This is a genomic window from Lacrimispora sp., assembly GCF_031982545.1.
Lineage (GTDB): Bacteria > Bacillota > Clostridia > Lachnospirales > Lachnospiraceae > Lacrimispora.
Map to the genome: position 1 here is coordinate 508,346 of NZ_DALYXB010000002.1, position 13,572 is coordinate 521,917.

9 protein-coding genes are annotated in these 13,572 nt (G+C 42.0%); 1 reads left to right on the forward strand and 8 read right to left on the reverse strand.

What is annotated here, in order from left to right:
• The first annotated feature begins 148 nt into the window (after positions 1-148).
• Positions 149-1,063, forward strand: a complete 915-nt coding sequence (locus ABS301_RS05840; protein WP_349671314.1) for a helix-turn-helix transcriptional regulator — start codon at positions 149-151, stop codon at positions 1,061-1,063.
• A 106-nt stretch (positions 1,064-1,169) separates the two neighbouring features.
• Here the strand turns inward: ABS301_RS05840 and ABS301_RS05845 are convergent, their stop codons facing one another.
• The 8 genes from ABS301_RS05845 to ABS301_RS05880 all read right to left on the reverse strand — a co-directional run bounded on the left by ABS301_RS05845 (position 1,170) and on the right by ABS301_RS05880 (position 13,563).
• Positions 1,170-2,786: an extracellular solute-binding protein gene (locus ABS301_RS05845; RefSeq protein WP_349671315.1), complete on the reverse strand. Its 1,617-nt coding sequence runs from the start codon at positions 2,784-2,786 to the stop codon at positions 1,170-1,172.
• 52 nt (positions 2,787-2,838) lie between these two features.
• The gene (locus ABS301_RS05850) at positions 2,839-3,705 is read right to left on the reverse strand and encodes a carbohydrate ABC transporter permease (protein WP_349671316.1); all 867 of its coding nucleotides are present in this window, start codon (positions 3,703-3,705) and stop codon (positions 2,839-2,841) included.
• Positions 3,705-4,640, reverse strand: a complete 936-nt coding sequence (locus ABS301_RS05855; RefSeq protein WP_349671317.1) for an ABC transporter permease — start codon at positions 4,638-4,640, stop codon at positions 3,705-3,707. The genes ABS301_RS05850 and ABS301_RS05855 overlap by 1 nt, the downstream gene beginning before the upstream one ends.
• A gap of 18 nt (positions 4,641-4,658) precedes the next feature.
• A complete protein-coding gene (locus ABS301_RS05860) occupies positions 4,659-5,201 on the reverse strand; it encodes an HAD family hydrolase (RefSeq protein WP_349666842.1) in 543 nt (180 codons plus the stop codon).
• Between the two features lie 130 nt (positions 5,202-5,331).
• Positions 5,332-8,430 carry an alpha-mannosidase gene (locus ABS301_RS05865; protein WP_349671318.1) on the reverse strand — a complete coding sequence of 1,033 codons (3,099 nt, stop codon included), beginning with the start codon at positions 8,428-8,430 and terminating at the stop codon, positions 5,332-5,334.
• Positions 8,431-8,554: 124 nt separating this feature from the next.
• Positions 8,555-11,692 carry an alpha-mannosidase gene (locus ABS301_RS05870; protein ID WP_349671319.1) on the reverse strand — a complete coding sequence of 1,046 codons (3,138 nt, stop codon included), beginning with the start codon at positions 11,690-11,692 and terminating at the stop codon, positions 8,555-8,557.
• A gap of 80 nt (positions 11,693-11,772) precedes the next feature.
• Entirely contained in the window at positions 11,773-12,627 is an 855-nt protein-coding gene (locus tag ABS301_RS05875) for a carbohydrate ABC transporter permease (protein ID WP_349671320.1), read from the reverse strand.
• A gap of 6 nt (positions 12,628-12,633) precedes the next feature.
• Positions 12,634-13,563, reverse strand: a complete 930-nt coding sequence (locus ABS301_RS05880) for a carbohydrate ABC transporter permease (RefSeq protein WP_502877942.1) — start codon at positions 13,561-13,563, stop codon at positions 12,634-12,636.
• Positions 13,564-13,572: the final 9 nt, after the last annotated feature.

The window sequence follows — 13,572 nt, forward strand, 5'->3', positions numbered from 1 at the left end:
CTGCCACCAACGAAATAGTTGGAGCAAATTGCAATCTCTACAATATTTTTCTTTTTTATTTGCCAATGTATTGCACATCTTGTCATCATTCTGCTATAATGAATATCCGATACATGACTATTCCATAGAAAGTATAAAGGTGGTTCCTATGACAAATCCTGATGATACACTGCTTTATAAGAAAAGGCATAATATCACCATTAACGATATCCAGCACTCTCTTTATTATTACTTTGATTATGATGAACGATCCTTTGATATCAACATGCCATTTCAGCATTTTCATTCCTTTTATGAACTGATGATACTGATTAGTCCCCAGGCATACCATCTGGTAGAAGGTATCCCCTACTCCATACGATCCGGCGATATCGTACTTCTTCGCCCATCGGTGCTGCACCGCTCCGAATATCAGAAAGGTGCCCCCAGCAAACGGCTGATCATCGGGTTTTTGTATCCCCCTGCACTTTGGGGAATGCCTGAAACCTATCAGAAGCTTTTTGAACCTTTTTACTCACCGTTGCCGATTTTCCGTTTTCCCTCCAAACAGCAGCAGCTGGTTAATGAAAAACTTAACCGTATTTACCGCTACTCCTTTCAGGACGAAGAACCGGAACTGAAATCACTCATTGTCCACGGAATGTTTGTGGAATTTCTTTATACATTACGGCAGCTGGCACCTTTTAACACCTATTCCAATGAACCGTTAAAGGATGCAGCTTCACAAAAAATATACACCATTGCCAACTTTATACATAATCATTATTCAGAAGAATTAACACTGGACTCCCTTTCCAGAGAATTTTATATCAGCCCTTACTATCTGTCCCATCAGTTTAAAGATGTGACTGGTTACACCCTGACCCAATACATTCAGATGACACGAATCCGAAACGTGCAATACCTGCTGTTAAACACGAAAAAGAAGATTTCTGAACTGGCGGAAGAATGCGGATTTACAAGCTTTTCACAATTTAACCGAATCTTTCAAAAGTATTGCAGCCAGTCGCCCTCTGAATTCCGTAAAGATGGAGGCGGAAACAGCATTCCGACAATTCTTTAACGATCAGATGGGCAGAAAAAGCCCGTTACAGCTTCCCGGCATCATCCTTATTTCGATGAGAAAGAGCTGTAACGAGCTTCTTATAGCCTGCTGCCCCGTTAAGGAATTACTTTATAGTGTCAAAATATTCTGCTCTTGCGTCAAGAATCTTCTGCAGCCCTGCATTTACAAGGTTGTCATATTCTGTCTTCTGAAGAGCATCGAACTGATCTGGTGTACAGCTGATCAGCTTGTAAACATATTCAATCATCATGTTTTCTACATTCTGTCCATAGTCACTTTCTGCCTGTGAAATGTTGGAATATACAGGATAACGGAACTTTCCTTCGGAACGTACATCATAGAAGTTTGAGAACCAATTAGTATCTCCTACACCTGGATAATCCTTTGCCCATTTTCCAACAATAGATTCTTTCTTTGTTGTCCAATCCATAGCAAGGTTTACGATATTTAAATCATCCAGTGTCTTAGGATAACCCTTTGCATAAAGCTCTTCATCGGAGAATTTAAGCGGTACGCCATTTTCATCTCTCTTATGCTCGGTTGTATAAACAATATTTTCTGCAACTTCCGGATCAGCCTGCCAGTTTAAGTATTTCATACAAGCATCAGCTTTCTTCTCGCTGGTCTTTGGAACCATAACAAACATACCATATCTCTGCTCAAATGTAGTACGATAAGATCCATCTGACAGTTCAAAACACTGTACCGGTGCAAAAGTGCTGTTACCTAAAGTCTGATTTAATACAGAGATAAAATCAAAGGTACGCTCTGTATCATCTAAATAGAATCCAACATTGCCTGCAGTTAACTGAGCCTTGTAGATATCTTCCTGGGTATCTGTAGCAAAGTCCTTAGAGATAAGTCCTTTGTTATAAAGTTCATTTAACTTTTTGATTCCATCAACAGCGCCTGGAGCAACTGCTGTATAAGCTTCACTATATACATATGCATCTTTGTCATTTGCAAAGTTTACATAGGATCCCACGAAATTGAGATAACCCTTTTCTGTATCATTACGTCCACTCATTGCCCACGGAATTACATTGTCTACTCCGCCTGGATTTTTCTCTTTTACTGCCTCTAAATAAGCTACCAGTTCCTCTTTGGTTTTTGGCATCTGCATTCCCAGTTTATCCAGCCAGTCCTTACGGATAAATGCAGTATGACGAGGAGATTCCACACCTCTCTGTTTCATAATAGCAAGCTGTTTTCCCTCAAGCTGACCCATATTCTGCGCATCAGAAACGTATTTCTTAATGTCAGCACCATAGTTTTCATAAGCCTGAGTTAAATCAGCCAGACCGCCGTTCTGTGCAAAGTTATAGAAGATACCCTGATTGTAGGTAAATACGATATCAGGTGCGCTGCCGCCAGACATCATGATATTTAACTTATCATCAGAAGAGGATCTTGGTACAGAAACGTACTCAACATTAATGTTGTACTTTTCTTTCATCTGCTGCTTGATCCATTCTGTCTGGGTGTTTTTCTCCACAGTTGTTCCTGGAGCTGCATCACCTCTGTCCCATACCATAACCTTAATGGTTACTTCTTCTCCCTTATCTGCTGCAGTTGTTGCCTCTGCCTTTGTTTCAGTACCGCCTGCTGCTGCGGTAGTTGCTGCTGTTGTTTCTTTACCTGCATTGGATCCGCAGCCGGTTACCAGAGCTGCTGCTGCAAATACTGCCATACAGCTTTTTAATAATCTTGCTTTTTTCATTAATAAAACCTCCCTTTCTTTTCTTCATTTATTTATTGTAAAAAATAAATAATCAACCTTTTACTGCACCAAGCATAATGCCCTTTGTGAAGTATTTCTGAATAAACGGATAGGCAATCAGCATAGGTGTCATGGAAATTACAATACTTGCAGATTTAATATTATCGGCTACAAGCTGGGAAGCTACTCCCTCCTGCTGTGATATTGCAACAGATTCTATTAACTGTTTTAATATCATCTGAACAGTATACAGTCTGGAGCTGTTTACATAGTATAAAACATCGCTTAAACGGTTCCATCTTCCCACTGCGTAGAACAAAGCAAGTGTTGCCAGTGTCGGGTATACCAGCGGAAGTGCTACTTTGAATAATGTCTGAATCTCGTTACAGCCGTCTATTTTAGCCGCTTCATATAATGAGGAATCCAGTCCCTTGAAAGCAGTACACATGATGATCATGTTATATGCGCTCAGCGCTTCTGGAATAATCAATGCCCATACAGTATCGATCATTCTGAAATCTTTAACATTTAAATATTTCGGAATAATACCGGGATCCAGATACATGGTCAGTACGAACATTGTCATAATGATCGTTCCGCCCTTTAAATTCTTCTTTGAAAGAGGGTAAGCTGCAGCAATCGTCATAACAATACAGACTGCCGTTGAACCCAGCATCAGGAAAACGGAATAAATAAATGAGGAAAGGAAACTTCCGCTTCTAAATGCACGGACATAAGCTTCGGTTGTAAATTCAATCGGATAAAGGAATACTTTACCGCCTAAAATTGCGTCTTTGGAACTTAATGACATGGAAACTACGCGAAAAATTGGAATCAGCGCTACAATGCTGATTATTATAAATGCTGTATTCCAGAATAACTGGAACCGTCTGTCTGATTTACTTTTTAATTCTGCCATTACATAATTCCCTCCTCTCCCATTTTTTTAGATATTTGATTAACGGACAGGATCATTACGATACCGACTACTGACTGGAATAAACCAACTGCAGTGGCAAAATCAAACCGGCCGGCCTGAAGACCTACACTGTAAACATAGGTACTGATAACGTCGGAGGCGCTTTTAACAAGTGTGTTACCCATCATATAAGGACGGTCAAAATCGATGGAGACGATCTTTCCAAGCTGCATAATCAGCATGATGGAAATAGTAGCTCTGATCTGAGGGATCGTAACATGTGCAATTCTCTGAAGTCTTGTGGCACCATCAATATAAGCAGCTTCTCCCAGAGAAGGATCCGTCGCTGACAACGCTGCCAGATAAATAATTAAAGAATAGCCTGCTGACTGCCATATTCCGGCGAACCAGTATACAAATCTCCAGATAAAAGTATTACTTAAAAAATTAATTTCCCTTAAACCTACTTTGCGTATGATATCATTCACAAGTCCGCTGGTTGAAAACAGCTGTGTAATAATACCTGCAATGATAACCCAGGAAAGAAAGTTCGGCAGATATAAAATCGTCTGTGTTGCTTTCCGGATCTTTAAATTTCTGATTTCAAACAGGAAAACTGCAATCAGAATGGGAATCGGAAAACCGATAATTAAATCTCCTGCATTTAAAATCAATGTGTTTTTCAGTGCATTCCAGAAATCTTTGGAACCAAATGCTTCTTTAAAGTTGGAAAGACCAACCCAGGGACTGTTCCAGATACCCGCAAACACGTTAAATTTCTTAAAAGCAATTACGCCACCAATCATGGGCTTATAGCGGAACATAAGCATATAAATAACCGGAATCAGAAGCATTAAGTAAAGCTGCCAGGTATTGCGCACATACACCTTAAAGGGAATCTTACGTGCCTTTTCCTTGATTGTCTTTTCTTTCATAATATCCATACCCTCCTTCTATTCGTTTCCGTCTTTTTGAAGCTCTGCCTCCAGACTCTCAATCAGTGCCAGAAGCTCTTTTGGCTCATGGACGGTATAGTCCGGCGTTTCCCACTCATCAGCCGGATTCATATCATAGCGCGGAGACCAGTCAATGAGAACAGAGGTAATTCCAAAGCGGTTGGCTCCGGCAACGTCCTTTCTCACATTATTTCCAATCATAACCACCCGTTTTTTATCTTCTTCGGTCAGGTGATTTTTCTCCATGGCATCTATAAACATTCTCTCGGAAGGTTTCTGGACCCCAACGATCTCGGAAATTGTTCTGGTGTGGAAGCAATAACCAAGGCCATTTTCTTCATAAACATTGGTGAAGGACTGTTCTTCTCCGTCAGCCACCATAGCAATGACATAACCGGCATCATAAAGAGCTTTTAAGGTCTCCCCCGCACCGGGAATTAATTCTGCGTGGATTACAATATCCTCATCATTGCGAATTTCAGTGCCTTCGTCAATAATGGTATCCCCACTGTCTGTAAAAATGATTAGCTTCTTTTGCATTTTGTTAACTCCATATCAAATTTTGGTGTGTTTTTTCTTAAAGCTGATGAAAACATTATAATATTTTGGGTACATTGTTGCTATGCGTAATTTGTTTTTATTGAAACCATCTTACTCGCATTTTTTGCGTTTATAAAACGAAACGTAATGTTTTTATTTCAAAAGGAGCAAAATCTAAGAGGATTTCACTTTTATCCCCTAAAAGTTTCACAGGCAGTGTGGTTGTGGATGATATGGTTTCTTCCATTGTAGTTTCCCACAATTTACTGATTTTAAAACCAGCTTTTATCACGCAGGATGTATGCCTTCCAAATGCCTCATAAAATCTTAAAATCAAATGATTTTCCCCGTCTTCTGCCATTTTAACTGTCTCCAAAATCACATCATCTGACGAAATACTGAAATATTCTTTCGTACCTGCCCCTTTTCCCCAGAATTTAAGCGGGTTGTTTAGCTGCATTCCTTCACGTACCACACCGCTGTCCGCAAAATCACTGCTTTTTACATAAAAGGAGTAAGTAAATTCCTGCAACCCTTTATCTGCATACATATCCGGCCATACAGGTGCTTTTAACAATGTCAGTTCCATAGCATTCCCGTCCGTACTGATTCCGTACTTGGAATCATTGAGCACTGCTGCTGTTCTTCCAGGCTCAGTCATCGCAGTATATCGGTAATTGCACACCTCATACCGGTCTGCATCATAACGTCGGTTGCGGTGGGTGGGCCGTTTCACATATCCAAACTGTATTTCTTCTAAAGCTTCCTCGGCCCGGATCGTAACTGGAAATGAAGTCTTTAACAGCTTGTGGGTTTCCTGCCAGTCAATCACGGTTGCAAAATCAATCCGCCTGCTGTGATAAGACAAAGAGATTCTCTGGGTCATGACTGACTTATGAATCTGACGCTTTACAAGAAGTACCACTTTTAAAGGGCCTGCCTCCTCAATGGTAATCACTGCAGCCTGATTGAGTTTCACTGGCACCTCTTTATAGAAAGAGCTGATTTCCCATGCATCGTAATCCACATTGATATCCCGATAAAGAAGAAACTGATTTGCAATTCCATCAACAAATTCCGTTCCGGTATCCTGCTCCAGTACGCTCCTTAACTGGCCAACGCCATCTATCGTTACTCTTAAAAGCTGGTTTTCCAAAATAAAAAATCCGTTTTCTTCATAGATTCTGCAAGTATCACCCTGAATTGCACAGCTGTTTTCTTCAATCTGGGCATAACCACAGGAAGGTACCTTCACGGGTATCAGCAATTGATCTCCCATTCTCTGACTTACCGGCAGTCTGCCACAGCTGATTAGCTCTTCTCCGTCTTCCAGGGGGATCTCCACCAGTTCTTCCCGCTCCCAGGAAAGTGAGTTAAACACCAGCAGACCGTCTGCTTTTGAACCAGTGAGCTTCTTCTTTGCTTCCTCGTAAAGACAGAGCGCGCTCCCCCCAGCTTCTTTTAACTGGGCTGCTGCATCTTCGTAAACCCTGGTGATGGAAGTCCCCGGTATAATATCATGGAACTGGTTAAACAGAAGTACTTTCCACAAAGCTTCCAGTTCTTCTGTTTTATTGTCACCGCTCTCCACAAAACATGCAATGGAATTAAGCATCTCCGTTTCCCGAAGTGTTCGTTCCATCAACCGGTTTTCCTTCTTAATCCGTGCCTGGGACGTATAGGTGCCTCTATGCCATGGAAGGTAAAGCTCCCCTCTGTAAACCTCTTTTACAGAGTTATCTTCTTCCAGTCTTTCAAAGAATTTAACCGGACTTTCCATGCTGGTACGGGGCGCACCTTCTAAATCCTTCATCCGTTTTGCCACCTCTGCCATCTCTCTGGTGGCTCCTCCGCCGCCGTCGCCGAATCCAAACGGGAAAATAAAGGTATCAATATTTTCCTGCTGTACCCTGTCTTCCTCCCATCGGGTAATCAGATCAAGAGGATCCAGCCTTGCATTGTTCTTTTTATAAAAATGGGTCAGTATCCTGGTTCCATCGATTCCTTCCCACCAAAAATTATTATAAGGGAAACCATCACAGCCCTTCAGTGCTCTGGCCATCTTCTGTGTTGCAAAATAACGGATTCCACAGCCTTTCATAATCTGGGGCAGCTGTCCGTTAAAGCCGAAGCAGTCCGGCAGCCAGACCATAACGCTTTCTATGCCAAGTTCTTTTCGAAACCATTTTCTTCCGTACAGACACTGGCGTATGAGGCTCTCTCCCGATACCAGATTGGTATCAGGTTCCACATACATTCCGCCCTCAGGGATAAAAGATCCCTCTTCCACTTTCTTTAGAAGGCGTCCATACAATTCGGGATAATGTTCTTTTACATTCTCCATAATCGGCGGCTCACATAAGAGAAATTTATAATCCTCATATTCATCGGATAAGGCAATCTGGGTGGATAGCGTTCTTGCACATTTGCGTTTTGTCTCTTCCCATGGCCACAGCCATGCCAGATCCAGGTGAGATTGTCCGAAAATGGTGAACTCCGGAGCCGTTGATCCATTTACACAGGAAAGAAGGGGTTCCAGTTTTTTCCTCGCCTCACGAAACGATTCATTTCGTCCTTCCCGGTCCAGTTCAAAGTCCACTGTAAATGTAAATTCCAAAAGTCCCTGATTTATTTTCATTGCTCTTAGGGATTTGGGATCAAGCCCCTCAGAAAGCTTGCTTAATGTAAATACGTCCATAAGCAGCTGAAATGCATCTTCGTTCCAGATTCCAAAATCCGAATTTCCTACCTTAACCTGGAACTCCGGCGGTTCCGGAACCGCAGTACGAAAATCAGGGCATGGTCCGCCCTTTTCCAGTCTCGGTCCATGCCCTGCATAGCTTTCTGCCACAACAAAAAAACGCTCACCTGCCGTTGCATGGCGTGTCAGTGTAATTCCATCGTGCTTTAAATCTCTGGAACCTGCCGTTTTCCCATTTACCCATAAAAGCATCTCACCGCCTACCTCCGGGTGAAGAAAAATCCGCTTTCCCTCCGCCTCTTCTGGCATGACGATCTCCGTTAAAAACCAGCCGTATTCCCATTTGCTGCCCCAGGGGGTTCCCTGAGGCATGGGGTGAAACTCCTGTTTTAGTGCTTCCTCGTAAGAGAAATGCTCTTTCGTCGTAAAACCGGTAAATGTCACTGAAGAAAGTCTTTCAAATAGATGGCTTTGTAATTCCTCCATCCATATATGAATCCGTCCGTTTCGTTCTGCAGCAAGCTCCATCTGCATATCCTCCCTTTTCTGATACAGTTATATTGCACCATTATATGATATCTCACAGGCAGTGACTATGCATAGTTTGTCAAGTTACTGTATATCTTTTGCAAATCTTGCAAAAATATAATTTTTACAATTGAATCTTTATGGTTTTTATTTCATAAGGCTTAAAGGTAAGGGCAATCCGTCCGTTTTCTGCCGGCACCGTTTTAGTCTCCTCTTCCATACAGTTGCATTCGCTGATCTGTGCACCCTCTGTCATGGACAATGATACATGGGTATTGGTCCTCATACCATAGGACTCATAGAAACGTACAATCAGTCCGTCCCCATCTTCCGAACACTTCACTGTGTCAGCCAGTATATTTTCATTCTCAATCTCTAAGAAGGAACAGGATAGAACACCATCTCCTTTAATTTCAGTAGAAATAAGAGGACAGTTTAAGTCATAGGCTTCCTGTATAACTCTGCCAGTACGGAAATCTCCTTTATGAGGCAGCAGAGAATAGGTAAATGTATGCTCTCCCTGATCTGCATCCGGATTCGGGAAAATGCCGGATTTTAATAACGTAAGGCGAATGACAGAATCTTGAACGTCATAACCGTATTTGCAGTCATTTAAAACAGCGGCGCCATAGCCTGCTTCTGAAACATCCGCCCATTTATGGGCACATACTTCAAATCTTGCCTGATCCCAGGTGGTATTTTTGTGAGTCGGCCGGCTTACATTACCAAACTGAATGTCGTAGTTGGCCTCTTTACACAGAATATCCAGAGGAAAGGCAGTCTTTAACAGCATCTGATGCTCATTCCAGTTAATTCTGGTCTTGAAATCAATTCTCTTTGTATGACTGTAAAAGCAGATCTGCTGTTCAATGACAGAATCCATGAATTTCCGTTTTACAAGTACCACTGCTCTGACAGGGCCATTTTCTAACAGCTTCATTTCTATTACGTCATTTACCTGCCACTGTTTCTCCTCAAAGGTAGAATCAATATTCCATGCATCAAATTCCAGTGGCCGGTCTTCAAATACAAGCAGTTCATTTCCCGCTTTCCCTTCCTTTAACAGACTTCTTTCTTCTGTTCTGTCATAGATACGGGATAGATTTCCTGCCTGATCAAATTCCACCTCATAGTAAGGGCTGACCGCCTTTCTCACAGTTCCTTCTTCCCCGCATTCCACAGAGGAAAACACAGACTCCGCCTTCTCCAATGAATCACCTGCGGAAAGTACCGTTACACCCTTTGATGGCACAGCCTCAGCCAAAGCGATCATGTGCCCATTAAAGGTTTGCTGTGTGATCGCGGAAAGATTCTGAACCGCAGTCTCAAACTCAACGATTCCCGTTCTTTTAAAGCTTAGAGAGTTCCACACTGCAAGGGCAGTGGGGTTCTTTCTGTCGCATTCAAATCCAGATACCTTTAAGATACTGTCATGACTCTTATTGATTATATCAAGACCTGACTCCATGATTTTCTTATACTGAACCTCAGAATCCTCATATACCTCTTTGATGGATGAGCCTGGAAGAATGTCATGAAACTGGTTTAACAACAGAAGCTTCCAGTTTTCCTCCAGCTGGCTCTTTGGATACTCACCGCTTTTGGTAATAAGAGATTGAAGAACTGAGTAAAATTCTGCATCACCGTTTAAAAACTCACAGTTTCTGTTGTATTTCTTATTCTTTGCCATGGATGTATAAGTTCCACGGTGGAATTCCAGATACAACTCACCAGCCCATACAGGAAGCCGTTTTTTATCAAGCTTCTCTTCCAGCTTGTGAAAGAAGTCTTTCACAAAGGTCTGCTCAGTCTTTGGACAGCGTGCCACATTCCGTTCCATTCTCCGGCTCTGTTCCAGCATTTCTTCTGTTGGGCCGCCACCTCCGTCACCGTATCCATAACAGGTCAGTACTTCACGGCTGACGTCCTTGTTTTGAAATCTCTGCCAGGTTCCCATGATCTGTTTTGGGTTCTGTCTGCCGTTGTAGGTGGTACTGTAGCCTTTGGATGACTGACCGTTTTTATAGTAATCCTTGGTGGATATCAGATAGGTCAAAACTTCACTGCCATCAATTCCACGCCACACAAAAGTATCATAGGGAAACTGATTGTATTCGTTCCAGCCAAGCTTTGTTGTCATAAAATAAGACAATCCGGACTGCTTCATAATCTGTGGTATGGCAGCACTGTAACCGAATACATCCGGAAGCCAGAGCACTTCGTTTACAGGACCGGAAAGTTCCTTTTCGAAGAATCTTCTTCCATAAAGAATATGACGGATTAAGGATTCACCTGATGCTAAGTTACAGTCCGGCTCCAGCCACATGGCACCTTCTGTCTCCCAGCGTCCCTCTTTTATTTTTTCCTTTATTTCTTCAAAAAGCTCCGGAGCCTCTTCTTTTACAAATTCGTAAAGCTGGGGCTGGCTGGACATAAATTTGTATTCCGGATACCGCTCCATCAGATTTAGTACTGTGCGGAAACTTCTGACTGTTTTTTGTCTTGTCTGTTTTAACGGCCATTTCCAGGCAACATCGATATGAGTATGCCCGATGCTGTGAACAGTCACCGGATTTTCCGGTCTGTCTTTATAATAGGCATTCAGGAGGAATTCATCTGCTTCTTTTACAGATGTAAAGAATTGTCTGGAATGAGGTCTGGTAAAGTCAATCCGGTTCACTGCCTCTGACAGAACCTTAAATCCCTCAATCTGCTCTAAGTCATCTTCTTCCAGAAGATCTGCTGCTTCAAATGGAACCGCAAGATCGTAATAGAGCTTTGCTACCTCTTCTTCGTAGGCTCCGATTTCCAGATGAAAGAAATTAGTGCATCCAAAACTGTTGGAATAGGCATAAAATGCCAGCTCATGTGTTTCTCCCTCTTTCGCATCTTCTGCTACAATAAAATCCTGATGATTCATATCCATGGTCCCGGAATGCTTTCCGTCAAAAAATACCATGATCTGAGGATTGTCTGTGTTCCAGATATCGGTCGCTCCCGTGTTTAAAACTGCTCTTACCTGCGCTCCTTTTAAATCAGACGGTAACGTAATACGGGTTTTAAACCAGTAATGCCGATCCGATCCTCCCCAGGTCTCATCCCTGCCAAAAGACTCCCAATTTAAAATGCTGCTGTCAAACTCTTCTTTCCACTCATAACTTCCGGGGCTGATCCACATTTCTTCTGCCGGTTTTAAATTGGAATAGCATAGCGGTTTCAGTGCTTCCAGCGCCGCCAATAATCTGTTTCTGATCGGATTCATTCGTCATTCCACCTTTTGTCTTAAATTTTAAAAAAGGCAGGAAACTCCGCATATGCGGGTCTCCCACCTAAAAAGCCTTATTAGCCCTTTATTCCTGTAGAGGCGATTCCTTCAACCAGATATTTCTGCATCGTCAAGAAAATAACGAAGATCGGAATCAAAGATAAAGTTGCCATTGCAAACATCGCACCCCAGTCGGATCCAGCTGTTGGATCTGAGAACATCTTTAATGCATAGCTGACTGGATATTTTAATGGATCACTTAAATATAGCAAAGCTGCAAGGAAGTCATCCCATCTCCACATGAAGGAGAAAATAGCGCTTGTAACCAGAGATGGCTTCACGAGGGGAAGAATGATCCGGTAAAATATGGAGTAGATCGTACAACCGTCCATTCTGGCAGCCTCGTCCAAATCAATGGGAATCCCCCTGATAAACTGAACATTTAAGAAGATAAAAAAGCCCTGTCCAAAAAACTGCGGTACAATAATGGGAAGATAACTTCCGACCCAACCCATTTTGTTGAAGATAATGTACTGCGGAATCATGATAACCTGGAAAGGCAGCATCATCGCAAGAAGCATGCACGCAAACCAGAAGCCTTTAAACTTAAAGTCAATTCTTGCAAATCCGTATCCTACGACAGCAGAGGAAATAACGGCTCCTACTGTGGATAAACCTGCAATTATAAAGGAATTTTTAAAAAATGTTCCAAAACCATAACCTGCGAAGCCTTTCCAGCCCACCTTATAGTTTTCAAAAGAAAAGTGTTCGGGCATAAGGCTGGCAGCAGTCCGGAAAATCTCATTGGTATTTTTAAAGGAACTCATCACCATCCATACAAGCGGATATATCATAACACATGCAAACAAAAAGGTAAATACATGATAAATCGCTGTGGTGACAAATTTTCTTTCCTGATATCCTGTTTTCATATTTCATCACCCTTCCGCTTCGTAATGTACCCACTTTTTCTGTGTTTTGAACAGTACCAGTGTCAGCATGCCTACAACGAATACCATGAACCAGGCCATTGCACAGCCATATCCAAGCTTATTATAAGTAAAGGAATTCTGATACATGTATACGGTATAAAACAATGTGGTATCTCTTGGCTTTCCCTGGGTAATAATATAGCTTTGTGTAAATGCCATAAACCCATTGATCAGCTGGTTAATGAGATTGAAGAAAATGGTGGGAGTCAGCATTGGAATTGTGATTTTAAAAAATCTCTGAATTCCATTGGCGCCATCAACGGTAGCTGCTTCATAAAGGCTGACTGGAATCTGCTTTAAACCGGATAAAAAGATAAGCATGGAAGAACCAAACTGCCAGATTGCTAAAATAATCAGAGTCCAGATCGCTGTATCTGCTCTACCCAGCCATGCAAGGTCAGAGGGAAGTCCGACTATTCCTAACAGTGCGTTTACTACACCATCGCTTGCAAACATTCTCTTCCAGAGAATTGCAACAGCCACACTGGATCCGATAATAGAAGGCAGATAATATACCGCCCTGTAAAATCCGGAAAGTTTGGTGCTTTTTACTAAAAGCATGGCAACTGCTAACGCCATGATAAGCCGGAGAGGAACCGAAAACAGAACATAGTACATGGTAACACCAAATACTTTCCAGAACTTTGGATCCGCCGTAAACATCGTTTTATAATTTTCCAGTCCTATAAAAACCGGTGATTTTAATATATTGTATCTGGTGAATGAAAACCCTAAAGATAAAATCATTGGTAACGCCATAAAGGCAAGAAATCCTATAATGAAGGGCAGGATAAATACATATCCTGCAACCTTCGGTGTGTTTAAGATCTGGCCCACTGATTTTTTTCTTTTCGGGATCATTTGATTGTTCTTCATCTTATCCCC

Bases quoted from the DNA above. Each gene is read 5' to 3' on its own strand.
- ABS301_RS05840 (WP_349671314.1), top strand. From the start codon at position 149: ATGACAAATCCTGATGATACACTGCTTTATAAGAAAAGGCATAATATC.
- ABS301_RS05845 (WP_349671315.1), bottom strand. From the start codon at position 2,786: ATGAAAAAAGCAAGATTATTAAAAAGCTGTATGGCAGTATTTGCAGCA.
- ABS301_RS05850 (WP_349671316.1), bottom strand. From the start codon at position 3,705: ATGGCAGAATTAAAAAGTAAATCAGACAGACGGTTCCAGTTATTCTGG.
- ABS301_RS05855 (WP_349671317.1), bottom strand. From the start codon at position 4,640: ATGAAAGAAAAGACAATCAAGGAAAAGGCACGTAAGATTCCCTTTAAG.
- ABS301_RS05860 (WP_349666842.1), bottom strand. From the start codon at position 5,201: ATGCAAAAGAAGCTAATCATTTTTACAGACAGTGGGGATACCATTATT.
- ABS301_RS05865 (WP_349671318.1), bottom strand. From the start codon at position 8,430: ATGGAGCTTGCTGCAGAACGAAACGGACGGATTCATATATGGATGGAG.
- ABS301_RS05870 (WP_349671319.1), bottom strand. From the start codon at position 11,692: ATGAATCCGATCAGAAACAGATTATTGGCGGCGCTGGAAGCACTGAAA.
- ABS301_RS05875 (WP_349671320.1), bottom strand. From the start codon at position 12,627: ATGAAAACAGGATATCAGGAAAGAAAATTTGTCACCACAGCGATTTAT.
- ABS301_RS05880 (WP_502877942.1), bottom strand. From the start codon at position 13,563: ATGAAGAACAATCAAATGATCCCGAAAAGAAAAAAATCAGTGGGCCAG.